A 15,186-nucleotide genomic window follows, 5' to 3' on the forward strand; every position below is an offset into this window, starting at 1 on the left:
TCGCTGACTTAGACAGCCACCTGACCGCGAATCAGAGGATGCGGGTCGTAGCCGATGACCTCAATGTCCTCGTAAGCGTAGTCGAAAATGCTGTCGGCCTTCCGAAGCTTCAGCGTGGGGTAGGGGCGTGGCTCACGGGAGACCTGCAGTTCGCACTGTTCAATGTGGTTGTCGTAGATGTGGCAATCACCACCGGTCCAGATGAACTCACCAACATCCAAGCCCGCCTGCTGCGCCATCATGTGCGTCAACAGTGCATAGGAAGCGATGTTAAACGGCACGCCCAGGAACATGTCCGCGCTGCGCTGGTAGAGCTGGCAGCTGAGCTTGCCATCCGCGACGTAGAACTGGAACAGCAGATGGCACGGCGGCAGCGCCATATTGGAAATCTCGGAAACATTCCAGGCGCTGACGATGTTGCGGCGGCTATCCGGGTTGGACTTCAGTGTCTCCAGCGCCTGTGCAATCTGGTCGATGTGGTGCCCATCTGGAGTGGGCCAGGAGCGCCACTGCACGCCATAGACCGGGCCGAGGTCGCCGTTGTCGTCTGCCCACTCATCCCAAATAGTCACCCCATGATCCTGGAGCCACCGGACGTTCGAATCGCCGCGGAGGAACCACAACAGCTCGTACACGATGGACTTCAGGTGCACCTTCTTAGTGGTGATCAGTGGGAAGCCCTCGCTCAGATCAAAGCGTAGCTGGCGGCCGAACACTGAGCGAGTGCCCGTGCCAGTGCGGTCTGATTTAGCTGCTCCGTCAGCGAGAATTTCGCGCAGCAAATCCTCGTACGGAGTCTTAATGCCCTGATGAGCCTGTGTCGTGATGTCAGTGGAGTCGGTCATAGCCGCCCTAGCTTACCTACTTCTGCTCTTGATCCTTGAATTCCTTCACCAGTGCCAGAATCTCCTCCGACAGGTCCGGTCGGCAGAACAGCATATCCGGCAGGAAAGTATCGACATTATTGTAGGTCGGCGCGGAGCCGTCTAGGCGGCTGACAAAAAGTCCTGCGGACTTAGCGACACCAACCGGCGCTGCCGAGTCCCACTCGTACTGACCACCGTCGTGGATGTAGGCGTCGTAGTCACCGAGCAGCACGTGCATTGCCTTCGCACCAGCGGAGCCCATCTCCACCAGCTCCATGCCTAGCTTGTCAGCGACGTACTTCGACACAGCCGGTGGGCGAGTACGCGATACGACAATCTTGCCCGCACGCGGCCCCTGGACAGCCTTGGCCTCACCCGTGTGGAAAACCTGGCCGTGATCCGGCAGACCAACAGCAGCGTGGGTCGGCTGACCGTCCTCTACTAGAGCGACATGAACTGCCCAGTCCTGGCGCCCCGAAGCGAACTCACGCGTGCCATCGAGTGGGTCAATAATCCACACCCGCTTTGAGTCCAGGCGCTCACGGTTATCCGCGGCTTCCTCCGACAGCAGTCCGTCGTCCGGACGGTGCTGCTCTAGTACGCGGGCAATCCACTCCTGTGCCAGTGCGTCGCCGGCATCTCCCAGAATGCGGCCACGCAGCAGGCCTACGTTGCGGACACCCTTGAGAATTTCACTGGCGCCCACGGCAAGTCGATAGGCAAGAACATCATCTTCAATGTAGGCAGACATGACTTAGATACTATTCGCTTTTTCCCGACCCTGCTTTACGACGGGATGCCGCGCCCCATCCTCACCGCAACCGAATGGTCATATAAATAACAAAAGTCCGCCCGCAGCGAGAATCAGTTCAAGCCGAAGGCGGACTCTTAGCTATCTAGGCCAATTGGCCAGAAGACGTTAGCGCTTGTCGCGGTACCACGTCAGCAGCGCATCGGTAGAAGCGTCGCCAGAATCAGGCGCCACTTCACCGGTAACTGCAGGCAACAGGTCACCAGCCTGCTGCTTGCCCAGCTCGACGCCCCACTGGTCGAAGGAGTTCAGGCCCCAGACAATGCCCTCGACAAAAGTAATGTGCTCGTAAAGTGCAATCAGCGCACCGACAGCGTCCGGGGTCAGTTCCTCAGCCATGATGGTCGTAGTCGGACGGTTACCCGGCATGACCTTGTGCTCCACGAGCTCCTCTGCAATGCCCTCTGCGCGAATTTCTTCTGCGGTCTTACCGAAGGCCAGCACCTTGGTCTGTGCGAAGAAGTTACTCATCAGCAGGTCGTGCATGGAACCTTCGCCAGATGCCGTCGGCAGATCCTGGCGTGGGCGGGCAAAGCCGATGAAGTCAGCCGGAACCAGGCGAGTTCCCTGGTGAAGAAGCTGGAAGAAAGCGTGCTGGCCGTTCGTTCCCGGCTCACCCCAGAAGATTTCTCCGGTGTTGTAGTCCACCCTCTTGCCGTCGGTACGCACGGACTTACCGTTCGATTCCATGGTGAGCTGCTGAAGGTACGCCGGGAAGCGAGAGAGATCCTCGGAGTAGGGCAGTACGGCATGCGACTGGGCGTCGAGGAAGTTTGAGTACCAGACATTCAGCATGCCCATCAGTACCGGCACGTTCTGCTCCAGCGGAGCGTTGAGGAAGTGCTCATCCATTGCTCGGAAGCCCTGCAGGAAGCGCATGAAGTCCATCGGGCCAACGACGGCCATGATGGACAGGCCGATGGCGGAGTCGACGGAGTAGCGGCCGCCGACCCAGTCCCAGAAGCCAAACATGTTCTCAGTGTCGATGCCGAATTCGGCGACCTTTTCGGCATTCGTGGAAACGGCAACGAAGTGCTTGGCGACGGCTTCTTCGCTACCCAGTTGCTGGATAAGCCAGCGGCGAGCTGCGTGAGCGTTGGAGAGCGTCTCCTGCGTGGTGAAGGTCTTGGAAGCGACAATAAACAGCGTGGACTCCGGATCGACCTCATCCAGAACCGCCTGCAGGTCAGATGGGTCAACATTAGAGACAAAGCGGGCATCAATGCCGGCAGTGGCATAGGTGCGCAGCGCCTTGGTCACCATTGCCGGGCCCAAGTCGGAGCCACCGATGCCGATGTTGACCACAGTCTTAATAGTGTGACCCGTGTATCCCAGCCAGTCTCCACTGCGGAGGCTGCGAGCGAAATCGCGCATGCGGCCGAGCACCTCATGCACGTCGGCAGCGACATCCTGGCCGCCGACGGTCAGATTTTCCTCTGCTGGCAGGCGCAGCGCTGTGTGCAGCACGGAGCGGTTTTCAGTGGTGTTGATCTTGTCACCGCGGAACATCTTCTCGCGTGCTTCTTCGATTCCAGCTGCACGAGCGAGCTCAACCAGCTCGGCAAAACCGTCGAGGCACATCAAGTTCTTGGAGAGGTCAACGTGGAGAGTGCCAGCATCGAAAGTCAGCTTCTCAGCGCGGCCTTCTTCAGTTGCGAAGAGCTCACGCAGCGAGGTGCCGCAGACGTTGTCCACGCGCTTAGCCAGCTGAGCCCACTGCTCGGTTCCAGTGATATCTACAGTCATTCCTGCTCCCAGGTAATTTTTGACGAAATGCACTTTATACATCCCCAGACTAGTTGCGTTTTGGCGCTCTCGCCGGGCGGCTGGATTCGACCAGGCGTGACCACAATCTGCCAGCAACTCGAGTCCGCTGTGCTTATGCGTCGCCCCATCCGCCACCTACGAGCCCCTAGCCCGCTTCAGCAAAGGCACCTACCCTGGAAAATATGACTGATTTCACTCCCGATTACGACAACATCCTCAAAGACGTCCCCACGGGTCTTCTCCTCGGCGGTGAGTTCCGTCCTGCGTCGAATGGCGAGACCTTCGACGTAATTAATCCCGCCACAGATAATCCGCTGGTCAAGGTCGCTTCTGCCACTGAAGAGGACGCGAAGCGGGCGCTTGACGACGCCGTCGCCGCCCAGAAGGAGTGGAAGGCAACCCCGCCCCGCAAGCGCAGCGAGATTCTTTACCGCGCATTTGAACTCATCCGTCGGGATGCAGACAAGTTGGCCCAGCTGCAGTCCCTGGAGATGGGCCGTGCGCTGCCGGATTCCAAGGCCGAGGTCGGCTACGGTGGCGAGTTTTTCCGTTGGTTCGCTGAGGAGGCCGTGCGTATCTCCGGCGATTACCGGATTGCTCCGAGCGGAACCTCGCGCGTCGCGGTGATTAAGCAGCCGGTCGGCCCGGTTTTGGCTATTACGCCGTGGAATTTCCCGCTGGCTATGGGTGCCCGCAAGATCGCCCCGGCACTCGCCGCCGGCTGCCCGGTCATTATTAAGCCCGCGTCCAAAACTCCGCTGACCATGCTCTACCTGGGCAAACTGCTTATCGAGGCCGGTGTCCCCGCAGGCGTGATCTCCGTGCTGCCAACAGGACACTCAGCCAACGTTTCGGCCCTGCTTTCCGATGACCGCCTGCGCAAGTTCACTTTCACCGGTTCCACCGAAGTTGGCCAGATGCTCGCTGCGAAGGCCGCGGAGACCTCGATGAAAGTCTCCCTTGAACTCGGCGGAAATGCTCCGTTTGTCATTCTCTCTGATGGCGATGTCGAAAAGGCTGTGCAGGCAGTCAGTGACGCCAAGCTCCGCAATGGCGGCCAGGTGTGCATCGCCCCGAATCGCTTTATTGTTCATGAAGCCAAGAAGGATGCGTTCGTCGAGGGCGTCGTCAAGCGTTTTGCGGAACTGAAGTTGGGCGAGGGTACCGACCCTGCGACGGACCTTGGGCCACTCGCGCTGCGCGATCAGCAGGAAAAGGTTCGTGATCTGGTTGATGATGCGATCAAGCGCGGTGCGAAGGTCGAGTGCGGCGGCAAGATCCCAGATCTCGGCGGCGCGCTTTCCGACGGCTACTTCTTCGAGCCCACAGTTCTGACCGATGTGCCCGAGGATGCGGATATTGTCCGCGAAGAGATTTTCGGTCCAGTGGTTGCGGTGACGACCTTCACGGACAACGACCGTGCGATTGAGCAGGCAAATGACACCATCTTTGGCCTGGCTGCGTATGTGTTCAGTGAGAACCTGACCAAGGCGCTTAGTGCGGCAGAGGCGTTGGAGTCCGGCATGGTTGCGGTCAATAAGGGATCGCTGTCGGACCCGTCGGCGCCGTTCGGTGGTGTCAAGCAGTCCGGCCTTGGACGCGAGGGTGGCTTCACCGGTATCGATGAGTTCCTAGAGGAAAAGCTGATTTCCCTGGAAGGCTAGACGGGCGAGTAGCTGGCGAGGGTTAGCCCAGGCGACCGCGTCCCATGCGCAGCAGCGCCGACGCGATCGCCGGGCCCTCTGGGCCAAGTGCGTCGCGGAACTCGTTGATGATCTGCACCTCTCGGCCGTGCACGAGACGTGTGCCGCCAGATCCCAGGCGGGTTTTGCCGACGGCCTTACTGATTGCGGTGCGGCGTTGAATGGCATCGATAATCAGCCCGTCAAGGCGGTTGATTTCCTTGCGGTACTGTTCGATCTCCGCGGAGCTCAATGGGTCATCGGTGCCGGTGGGGGTGCGGACTTCAAAAGGGGATACTGCCGCAGCTTGCTGGCTGTGCTCAGCGCCGTCGGTGTTATCGGTGTGTGCGGCGGGAGTGTCCGCAGGGTTTTCGCTCATAGTTCTTATTGTGCCAAAGGATTCGAACAGTCCAATCCGGGGGCTCGGCTACTGTAGTAGCCATCATGGGAAATGAAACTGGAATGCTGTTCGGGTCCTTCAATGCTGACGATGGCCGCAGTGGCGATAGCCATGCTGGTTCGAACCACGGTGAGTCGGGCGGTGCTACGCCTGGCCGCGGTGGTTTCGGCCACTTCGCCGGCGCTGGTAGCAATAGCGCGCCGAGTGGCGCTGCCAGCTTTGGCGGCGGTTTTGGCGGCGGCTTCGAGCCCAGTTTTGATTCAGAGTCGCTGCTAGAGGGGCTTAATCCGCAGCAGCGCCAAGCAGTGGAGCACATTGGTTCACCACTGTTGATTGTGGCTGGAGCTGGTTCGGGAAAGACGTCTGTGCTGACGCGCAGGGTTGCATACCTAATCGGTGCGCGTGGAGTGCTGCCAAGCCAAATTTTGGCTATTACCTTTACCAATAAGGCCGCTGCCGAGATGCGCGAGCGTGTGGCCGGTCTGGTCGGTGACCAGGCGCAGCGTATGTGGGTGTCCACGTTCCACTCCATGTGTGTGCGCATACTGCGCATGCAGCATGCGCTAGTACCGGGGCTTAATTCCAATTTCTCTATTTATGATTCGGACGACTCCCGGCGTTTGCTGTCCATGATCGCTAAGGACATGGACCTGGATGCCAAGAAGTTCACGGGCCGCGTGCTCTCGTCGCGTATCTCCAATCTCAAGAATGAGTTGATTGACCCGGAGAAGGCCCTCGCGGATGCCTCGACGACGCGCAATCCTTTTGATGATGTTGTTGCACGGGTTTACCTGGAGTACCAGACCAGGCTGCGGGCGGCTAATGCCGTGGACTTTGACGATCTAATCGGTGAGGTCGTTCGGATTTTCACCAATCACCCGCAGGTTGCAGAGTATTACCGTCGCCGCTTCCGGCATGTGTTGGTGGATGAGTACCAGGACACCAACCATGCGCAGTATGTTTTGGTCTCGACGCTCGTCGGCAAACCCGGTGGAGATGTGCCTCCGAGTGAGCTGTGTGTGGTGGGCGATTCGGACCAGTCCATTTATGCCTTCCGTGGTGCGACTATTCGAAATATTGAAGAGTTTGAAAAGGACTATCCCGAGGCCACGTCGATTCTGCTGGAGCAAAACTATCGCTCGACGCAGACGATTCTGTCGGCGGCCAATGCGTTGATTGCGCGGAATGAGAATCGCCGGGAGAAGAAGCTGTGGACCGATCTCGGTGAGGGCGGCAAGATCAAGGGCTACGTAGCGGACAATGAGCACGATGAAGCTCGGTTTATCGCTAACGAGATTGAGCAATTGGTCGACTACGGGCCGTACTCGTATTCGGATGTGGCGATTTTCTACCGCACCAATAATTCCTCTCGTGCGCTAGAGGATGTCTTCATTCGTATGGGCGTGCCGTACACGGTGGTTGGTGGCACCAGGTTTTATGAGCGTAAGGAAGTACGCGATATTGTCGCCTACCTGCGCGTTATCGAGAACTTCGACGATGATGTTTCGCTGCGTCGCATTATCAATACGCCGCGCCGCGGAATCGGTGACCGTGCGGTGGCGCATGTGTCTCTCTATGCCGAGGACGAGAGATGCTCGTTCGGCACGGCGCTACGTGCCGTAGCGGAGGGCAAGGTTCCGGCGGTGGCGGCGCGGAGTCGAAACGCGATGGCGGCGTTCGTCGAGATGATTGATGGCTTGGCGGCGGATATGGCATCCGGTGAACTGGCCGATATCGGTGATCTGGTCAACGCGATTATTGATCGCAGTGGGTACAAGTCGGAGCTCGAGCGCTCCAATGATCCGCAAGATGCCACGCGCCTGGACAACCTCAATGAGCTCGTCAGCGTTGCGCGGGAGTTCTCTGCAGAGGCGCGGATGATGTCATCGGTGGATATTAGCGCTGATGTAAATGAAGGCTCTGGCGCTGCAGCTGATGCTGAAAGCGGTACTGATACTAGTGGCGAGTCCGAGGTGGAATCTGGAATCGCGAATGACCTCGCGCGTGATTTCGCGGCCGACTTCGACAACGATGGGGAAGCGGTACCGGGAAGTCTGCAGGCATTCCTCGAGCGAGTTTCTCTGGTCGCCGATGCGGACCAGATTCCGGATGATGACACGGGTGTAGTGACACTGATGACGTTACATACGGCCAAGGGCCTGGAGTTTCCGGTGGTATTTCTCATTGGCTGGGAAGACGGACTGTTCCCGCACCTGCGCGCCCTGGGCGATCCGAAGGAGCTGGCTGAAGAGCGACGTCTGGCCTATGTGGGTATTACCCGAGCTCGCAAGCAGCTGTATCTCACGCGCGCTGTGACTCGGTCCTCGTGGGGGTCGCCGCAGAATAATCCGCCTTCACGTTTCCTGGGGGAAGTCCCAAGCGACCTGATCGATTGGCTGCGCGAGGCTCCGGCTCGAAGCTGGGGCTCCGGTTCTGGTGGTTTCGGCTCTGGTGGCTACGGCGCAGGCAGCGCGTTTGGTCGTGGCCATGGTGCCTCGTCGGGCTTCGGTTCCAGCTCGGGCTTCGGCTCTGGTGGATCCTCTAACTCTGGTGCGTCATCCCGAAAGAAGAATCAGGTCTTGCACCTAGAGCCCGGTGACAAGGTTGTTCACGACAAGTACGGCTTAGGCACTGTGCTTGAGGTCCAAGGGGCCGCGCCCCGGGCAACTGTGATGATTGACTTTGGATCCGCAGGTAAGGTCCGCATGATGCTTATCGGCGGCGTGCCCATGGAGAAGTTGTAAAAGAACAACCACCGCCCGATTGGCCGTCCCTACCTGCGGCCGTGCACGTGCCACTATCGCGTGGAGGCTACTTAGGCTTCTTCGCCGTCACCCAGCAGTTGATGGTGGCATCTTGCACTTCGGTGCCGTTGGCATCGGTCAGCACGATGTGGACGGGAAAATCTACCCCGCCAGTCTCCGGTGTGATGGTGGAGAAGTCCGGCAACTCAGCCTTGGCCACAGCCGTCAGACCACCAACGGAGATGCGCTTGTAGTTCGTCGTCATGCCCTTTGGAACCCAGCGATGCGTTGTCGGTACGCTGGCCTCACAGAGCATGCCCATCGCGAACTCAGCGAGGTTACACGCAGCAATCGCATGCACGGACTTAATGTGATTACGCACGCCCCACCAAGCGGGCATATGCGCTACCGCCAGTCCAGGCTGCATCGTCTCTAACTTGGGGCAGATCGTGCGGAAATATGGCGCCGTCAATGCGGCGGCTAAGGAAAACAAACGCTTGCCGACGACCGGAGTCGCAGCCAACTTCTTCCACATGCGGAATGTTTGAGTCTCTGCCATGTGTCAAGAGTAAAGCCCCAGTACCGGCGGTGATGTCGGTTTCTGAAAAATTAATCAGACGAGGCTTGCAGCCGCAGTCAAACAGGGGGACAGTGCACAAGTAGAGCCCTCGCAGAGCGGCCAGGCCTGCTCGTATTTGTGCCGATACCTGATTAGTTCAGGTTCAGACCACGCTCGATGAACCAGGTCACCGGGTCGACCGGGGTGGTGCCATCCGGGTGAATCTCGAAGTGGAGATGCGTACCGGTGGAGAAGCCACGGTTACCCATACCAGCAATGACCTGGCCAGCTCGGACAGCTTCGCCGACAGCAACGTAGATGGACTCAATGTGGCCGTAGACGGAAACAGAGCCGTCGTCATGGCGAACGCGGATCCACTGACCGTAGCCCTGAGCCGGGCCTGCATCGATAACAGTGCCGTCCATGACGGACATGATTGGGGTGTTGGTGACGTTAGCCAGGTCGACACCATAGTGGAAAGTGCCCCAGCGCGAACCGAACGGTGAGGTCAGCAGCCCCACGGTCGGGATGGAGAGCTTCGGAGCGCGGGCAGCCTGGTCGCGAGCAACGCGCTCCTGGTTGTACTGCAACGCCGTAGCGAGGTGGTCGCTGAGGTTAGTGCTCGGATTGAAGGAGCTGGAGGCCAGCACCATCGGAGCATTGTTCTTCGGCTGAGCAGCGCGGGTCTGAGTCGAAGCTGAGTTCTCCGGAGCCTTATTCTCGGTCTCAGCTGCGTGGGCGACCGCGTTGGAAGAAGCAATCGTCGATGCGGACAGCGCGACCAGTGCTGCGCGAGAAGTTGCGGAAACCTCTACCTTGCGGTGCTTTCCGCCTCCGCGACGAGCATTGAAAAACGTCACTTCAATCTCCCTGCCAACGAAACTCTTTGTAACCCAACTGTTATCTAACTTCTGCGATAATAACGGTTCGATATAGGGCAAGCAACTCATATTTAGAGAACTTGTTCACTAATTTGTCAGTTTCAGTTCAATAGAGCCGTGCTGCGACCGTGGGGCTGTTGTCTTGTATCGCGGATCCGGTGAAGCGCAACCGGTGTGTTGCCAGGGGCTTTATGGCGGATGCCCCTTAATCGAGGGGGCGGGTAGGGAGGTCGGCAAGTAGTTTCCGGGTGAACTAAGGGTGTGGTAGCGGGGGTGACAAAAGGTAACCCATCGACGTTGACAAATGGAAACCAACGGCGAAGCCACTTTGGGGGGACAGCGGAGGAGATCGGACTCAACGGATACCGTCCGTCCTGGGATCCGTACCTTCAAATTAGACTCTGCAATGCCTAAACAAAGAGGCGTTGTATGTATGGCACTATATGGCCATGGCTGTGACGCACCCTTGCGTGGCACCCTATCTATATAGGTGGGCAATCAGCTGTCAATGATTAGAAGCGGGAAGGACGATGTCACTGTGAAAGGCGCGGATTCGCGGAGAGGTTCCTCCGGTAGCGATCGAAATCGGCGAAGCCGCACCGGTGCCGGTGGCAGCGGCGGTGGTTCCCGTAGCGTCCGCAGTGAGCACAGTGAGCGCACTGCCCGCGCATGGCAGAACACGCAGGCCGGTCGGACTGGCGGTGCGCGCAGCGTCGGTGCCGACAGCAATCGAGGCGCCACGACGAAGATGAAAGCGGGGGGCTCCGGAACGTCGTCACGCAAGGGGCGCCCCTCGGGGTTCCGTCGTTTCATTAACTCGCCTCGTACACGCCGGTTTGGGCTGTCTGTTGCCGGTTCTTACGGCGTCGTATTGCTGTTCATCATCTCGGTAGCTCTGATTGGCGTCATCGTCAGCGGCGCTGGAATGTCTCCGCTTCCAGCGAGTATCGCGTCGCTGTGGATGATGTTTAACCTTGCCCCGTTCCGCTTTAACGGCACGACGCTGGGGCTCACGCCGGCGCTACCCGCAGTGCTGATGGTGGCATTCATCGCTTGGCAGGTGCGCCGCGAGGTCGCTGACCGCATCAGCATCAAGGATGTGCGCGCGTTGGTCGGCGCGTATCTGGGCACGCCCATTGTTCTCACCATCATCGCGTGGCTCATGCTTTACGACGCGTCGAAGGTGTTTCCCCGCGTTCAGACCCCTAGTTTCGGCCTTGCGATTGCAGCCGCGCTGCTTGTAAATCTCGTGGCCTTGGTGCTGGGAATGGGGCAGCGGTTGCTGCGTGCACTACTGCTGCGCCGGAAGCTGCCGGAGTGGTTGCTCGGGTCGGCCCGTCTGGCGGGCAGCTACGTGGCATGGCTGTGGCTGGCCGGTGTTGTGGTGACACTCGTTTCGCTGATTTGGCATCGAGAGTTGCTGGCAGAGACATTTGCAATCACGGATACCGTCGGTGAAAGTGTTGCGGTCAGCGGCCTCTCGCTGCTGTACCTGCCGAATGTGGCCTTCGGTGCTGTCGGTGTGCTGGTGGGCGGAAAATCGACGTTTGGGCCAGCGGAGGCTGGGCTGTTCGCAGTGCACCCGGCTCAGCTGCCACCGCTGCCGATTTTGGCTGCCATGCCTCAGTCGCTGGTGCACTGGGCTTTCGGAGTGCTGATTGTGCTACCGCCAGCCGTTGCGGCTTGGCGCGTCGTGGCATTCCTGAAGAAATCTGCACCGAAGCAGCCCTACCTGGTCGTCGTTCTCGCTGCCGTGTGGTCGATCATCTTCCTCATGGGGCTGGCTTGGCTGCTCGGCGGTGAGGTTGGCATCTTTGGGTGGGCCGGTGCCTCCTGGTGGCTGACTGGACTGCTCGGCTCGATGTGGCTGCTTGTTCCGGGGGCCATCGTGGTTGTTGCGATGACCGGTGTGCCGTCACTTGGTAGGGACAAGGGAGTCTCGGAAGTGGCCGCAGAAAAGTTCCCGCCGAAGCCTGCGGGAGATGGAAACGGTCATGCTGAGGCTGAGGATGCCGGCGATACCGACAAGTCCGACAATGACGCGGACGGTTCGGAGGAGTCGGAGGAGATTGTCGACGGGGAAGTCGTAGCGACCTCCGAAGACGAAGCCGAGTCCGACACAGAGGAGGAATCAGAGTCCGGTGCTGAGTCTGAAGACACTTCAGAAGACGCTGAGGAATCGGACGACTCTGAAGAGGATTCGGAAAGCGCCGCAGGCGGAGAAGAGTCGAGCGAAGTAGATGCGACCGACGAGGACGAATCCGATGAGGACACCGAAGACTCGGAGGAGGGCGGCGACGGGGAACCGTCGTCAAGCGAAAAGAGCTAAGCCAACTTAGGGGGAGCGGAATTTGGGGTCTCTGCCGGGCTGGGTAAGCTAAACGCCGTGACTGAAGCACAGCCCGTCGCAGAAATTTCGCACAATAATTCCTCCAGCAAGCAGCTCCGCATCGTAGTCCTGGCCTCTGGCCTGGGCTCCCTTTTGCAGTCGATGCTGGAACTGTTGGACGCTGAAAAGGTTCAGATTGTCTCGGTTGGTTCGGACAAGGATTGTCCGGCGCTGGAGAGGGCTCAAAACCTCAATATCCCAACTTTTCGGGTGCCTTTCGATGCTGAGGCAAAGAAGGACCGAGAAGGTTGGGATATTCGTGTTTTAGAGGCCGTGAACAGTTTTTCGCCGGATATCGTTGTCTCGGCGGGTTTCATGCGCATTCTGGGGCCATCATTTGTGGAGGCCTACAGCAATCGCATCATTAATACGCACCCAGCGCTGCTGCCGTCCTTCCCAGGGGCGCGTGCGGTACCGGATGCACTTGACTACGGGGTGAAGGTCACCGGCACGACCGTGCATATCGTTGATAATGGAGTGGACACCGGGCCGATTCTGGCGCAACAGCCAGTGGCCGTCGAGGACGACGACACGGTGGAGACCCTGCACGAACGAATCAAGGTTGTCGAACGCCGACTCCTGGTTGATGTATTGCACTCGATTGCCGATCACGGAATTGAGCGTGACGGACGAAAGGCTTATCTGAAATGACCAACGACAACACGCAGCGTAAACCGATCAAGCGCGCTCTGATTAGCGTCTACGACAAGACTGGGCTCGAGGAGCTGGCTCGCGACCTGCACGAGGCTGGCGTGGAAATCGTTTCCACCGGTTCTACGGCTGGCAAGATTGCTGCAGCTGGCGTGCCTGTGACCCCGGTTGAGGATCTCACTGGTTTCCCGGAGTGCCTCGAGGGCCGCGTGAAGACGCTGCACCCGCGTGTTCACGCCGGCATTCTGGCTGATACCCGCAAGGAAGACCACCTGGCTCAGCTGAAGGAGCTCGGTGTGGAGGCTTTCCAGCTCGTTGTCGTTAACCTGTACCCGTTCCGGGAGACCGTTGCCTCGGGCGCTTCCTACGACGAATGCGTGGAGCAGATCGACATTGGAGGCCCGTCGATGGTTCGCGCTGCGGCGAAGAACCACCCGTCGGTTGCCATCGTCGTCGACCCGGCTCGTTACGGCGATGTCGCTACCGCCGTGAAGGAAGGCGGCTTCACCCTCGAGCAGCGCCGTGAGTTCGCTCGCGACGCATTCCTGCACACCGCTGATTACGACGCAGCTGTGTCTAATTGGTTTGTTGAGCAGCTCGGTGGCGCTGAGGGATCCACTCCGACTCCGCTGCGCTACGGCGAGAACTCTCACCAGTCGGCAACTCTGACCCGCATTGGTACCAAGGGGCTGGCAAACGCCAAGCAGCTGAACGGCAAGGAGATGTCGTACAACAACTACCAGGATGCCGACGCCGCATGGCGTGCCGCCTGGGATCACGAGCGCCCGTGTGTGGCAATCATCAAGCACGCTAACCCGTGCGGCATCGCAGTCTCGGATGAGTCCATCGCCGCAGCTCACCGCGCAGCTCACGCATGTGACCCGATGTCCGCATTCGGCGGTGTCATTGCCGTCAACCGCGAGGTCTCCGTTGAGATGGCCGAACAGGTCAAGGACATCTTCACCGAGGTCATCGTCGCTCCGTCCTACGAAGACGGTGCCGTTGAGGTGCTGAAGGCCAAGAAGAATCTGCGTATTCTCGTCGCCGAGTACGAAGCACCGACCACCGAGAACAAGTTTATCTCGGGTGGTCTGCTCACCCAGGATCCGGATACTTACCAGGCAGAGGGTGATAAGCCGGAGAACTGGGAGCTGGCCACCGGCGAGGCATTGAACGCCGAAGAGCTGGCTGAGCTCGAATTCGCATGGCGCTCCGTCCGCGCTGTGAAGTCCAACGCCATTCTGCTGTCCAAGAACAACGCCACCGTCGGCGTCGGCATGGGCCAGGTCAACCGTGTGGACTCCGCAAAGCTCGCCGTTGAGCGCGCAAATACGCTTGCCGACGGAGAAAACCGTACCCAGGGGGCCTACGCTGCGTCCGATGCCTTCTTCCCGTTCGCTGACGGCCTGCAGGTCCTGATTGATGCCGGTGTGAAGGCAGTTGTCCAGCCAGGTGGCTCCATCCGTGATGAAGAGGTCATCGCTGCTGCCAAGGAAGCTGGCGTCACCATGTACATGACTGGTACTCGCCACTTCTTCCACTAATTCCTTATTGGGTTAAGGGCTAACCGCCGAGGTGCTAACTGTCACCTCGGCGGTTTTTCTCTAATCGGAAGTGAGCGGAGATGGAGCCGAGGATGCGTGTCTGTTGTCGAGCCGTGGTCTATGTGAACACTCGCTGAGGGCTGGCGCTGGTGAGAATTATGCAGACGAAATGGCTTCAATGCGTTTAACATAAGGGCTTATGTCACGTAGAACCGAAGCGCGACGGCGTCGAGAAGCAGAGATTCTCTCCGCTGCTGCTGCGATCCTGGCCGACCGGGGGTTTCATCAGACTCGGTTGGAGGATGTTGGCTCCGCTGTCGGCATTTCTGGCCCAGCTCTTTACCGCTACTTCAGCGGCAAGGAAGAGTTGTTGGCGCAGATCCTCATCGATATTTCTATCCGGCTTGTCGATGGTGCGCGAGCAGTTCTCGATCGAGCAAAGAGCAATGATTGGGGTCCAGAGGAGACGCTTCGGGGACTCCTTTCGCATCACGTGCATTTTGCCGTCACGGAGCCCGATCGTATTCGCGTCCAAGAGCGCGAAGGGGGAAATCTAGCGCCAGAGCAGAGCGCAAAAGTGCGTTCCTTGCAGCGTCTTTACATGGTCTTATGGGTGGACGCTCTGCGTGAACTACAGCCCGAACTCACCTCCGACGAGGCGCAGCTTAAAGTCCAGCTCACCGCTGGGTTGATTAACTCTTCCAGACATGTGCTCAAATGGGCGGGTCCCGAGGCGACAAGGGATAATGCCTTTGAGATGGCCCTTGCTGCGCTGGGCATTAACAACCAATAATCCGTATTTATTCTTGTGCCGTCTGGCCTCACTGTGCTCAGCAGTGTGAGGTCAGGCGGTTTTATTGTGTGGAGCGGTCGGTCTTATCCAAGTGAATTT

12 protein-coding genes are annotated in these 15,186 nt (G+C 58.9%); 6 read left to right on the top strand and 6 right to left on the bottom strand.

The features are described 5' to 3' along the window. Positions 1-8: 8 nt before the first annotated feature. The 3 genes from HMPREF2787_RS01030 to pgi form a co-directional block, all read right to left on the bottom strand. Complete coding sequence (locus HMPREF2787_RS01030; RefSeq protein ID WP_049190301.1) at positions 9-845, bottom strand: thymidylate synthase; 837 nt, start codon at positions 843-845, stop codon at positions 9-11. A gap of 16 nt (positions 846-861) precedes the next feature. Next, positions 862-1,617, bottom strand: a complete 756-nt coding sequence (locus HMPREF2787_RS01035) for a 3'(2'),5'-bisphosphate nucleotidase CysQ (protein WP_070858140.1) — start codon at positions 1,615-1,617, stop codon at positions 862-864. Positions 1,618-1,785: 168 nt separating this feature from the next. Continuing rightward, the gene (gene pgi, locus HMPREF2787_RS01040) at positions 1,786-3,423 is read right to left on the bottom strand and encodes a glucose-6-phosphate isomerase (RefSeq protein WP_070858141.1); all 1,638 of its coding nucleotides are present in this window, start codon (positions 3,421-3,423) and stop codon (positions 1,786-1,788) included. Positions 3,424-3,626: 203 nt separating this feature from the next. Between pgi and HMPREF2787_RS01045 the strand changes: the two genes are divergently transcribed. Continuing rightward, a complete protein-coding gene (locus HMPREF2787_RS01045; protein ID WP_070858142.1) occupies positions 3,627-5,108 on the top strand; it encodes an NAD-dependent succinate-semialdehyde dehydrogenase in 1,482 nt (493 codons plus the stop codon). Between the two features lie 22 nt (positions 5,109-5,130). Here HMPREF2787_RS01045 and HMPREF2787_RS01050 read toward each other — a convergent pair whose 3' ends face one another. Then, positions 5,131-5,505, bottom strand: a complete 375-nt coding sequence (locus tag HMPREF2787_RS01050) for a chorismate mutase (RefSeq protein WP_005509925.1) — start codon at positions 5,503-5,505, stop codon at positions 5,131-5,133. Between the two features lie 65 nt (positions 5,506-5,570). On the opposite strand from HMPREF2787_RS01050, the gene HMPREF2787_RS01055 reads away from it, so the two are divergent. Next, positions 5,571-8,270 (top strand): UvrD-helicase domain-containing protein, encoded by a 2,700-nt coding sequence (locus HMPREF2787_RS01055; protein WP_070858143.1) that lies wholly within the window; start codon positions 5,571-5,573, stop codon positions 8,268-8,270. Between the two features lie 67 nt (positions 8,271-8,337). On the opposite strand, the gene HMPREF2787_RS01060 is transcribed toward HMPREF2787_RS01055, so the two are convergent. Together HMPREF2787_RS01060 and HMPREF2787_RS01065 are read right to left on the bottom strand one after the other, a co-directional pair. Further along, positions 8,338-8,829 carry a hotdog fold domain-containing protein gene (locus HMPREF2787_RS01060; RefSeq protein WP_049190290.1) on the bottom strand — a complete coding sequence of 164 codons (492 nt, stop codon included), beginning with the start codon at positions 8,827-8,829 and terminating at the stop codon, positions 8,338-8,340. 152 nt (positions 8,830-8,981) lie between these two features. Beyond that, complete coding sequence (locus HMPREF2787_RS01065; protein WP_083300229.1) at positions 8,982-9,689, bottom strand: M23 family metallopeptidase; 708 nt, start codon at positions 9,687-9,689, stop codon at positions 8,982-8,984. Between the two features lie 529 nt (positions 9,690-10,218). Here HMPREF2787_RS01065 and HMPREF2787_RS01070 point away from each other — a divergent pair. The 4 genes from HMPREF2787_RS01070 to HMPREF2787_RS01085 all read left to right on the top strand — a co-directional run bounded on the left by HMPREF2787_RS01070 (position 10,219) and on the right by HMPREF2787_RS01085 (position 15,087). Further along, positions 10,219-12,039, top strand: a complete 1,821-nt coding sequence (locus tag HMPREF2787_RS01070; protein WP_070858144.1) for a cell division protein PerM — start codon at positions 10,219-10,221, stop codon at positions 12,037-12,039. Positions 12,040-12,096: 57 nt separating this feature from the next. Next, positions 12,097-12,750 carry a phosphoribosylglycinamide formyltransferase gene (gene purN / locus HMPREF2787_RS01075; RefSeq protein ID WP_070603487.1) on the top strand — a complete coding sequence of 218 codons (654 nt, stop codon included), beginning with the start codon at positions 12,097-12,099 and terminating at the stop codon, positions 12,748-12,750. Continuing rightward, the gene (purH, locus tag HMPREF2787_RS01080) at positions 12,747-14,294 is read left to right on the top strand and encodes a bifunctional phosphoribosylaminoimidazolecarboxamide formyltransferase/IMP cyclohydrolase (RefSeq protein WP_016422167.1); all 1,548 of its coding nucleotides are present in this window, start codon (positions 12,747-12,749) and stop codon (positions 14,292-14,294) included. The genes purN and purH overlap by 4 nt, the downstream gene beginning before the upstream one ends. A gap of 199 nt (positions 14,295-14,493) precedes the next feature. Continuing rightward, complete coding sequence (locus tag HMPREF2787_RS01085; protein ID WP_070603485.1) at positions 14,494-15,087, top strand: TetR/AcrR family transcriptional regulator; 594 nt, start codon at positions 14,494-14,496, stop codon at positions 15,085-15,087. Positions 15,088-15,186 lie beyond the last annotated feature (99 nt).

It is taken from the genome of Corynebacterium sp. HMSC061H03, assembly GCF_001838215.1.
In the GTDB taxonomy this organism is placed as follows: domain Bacteria; phylum Actinomycetota; class Actinomycetes; order Mycobacteriales; family Mycobacteriaceae; genus Corynebacterium; species Corynebacterium jeikeium_D.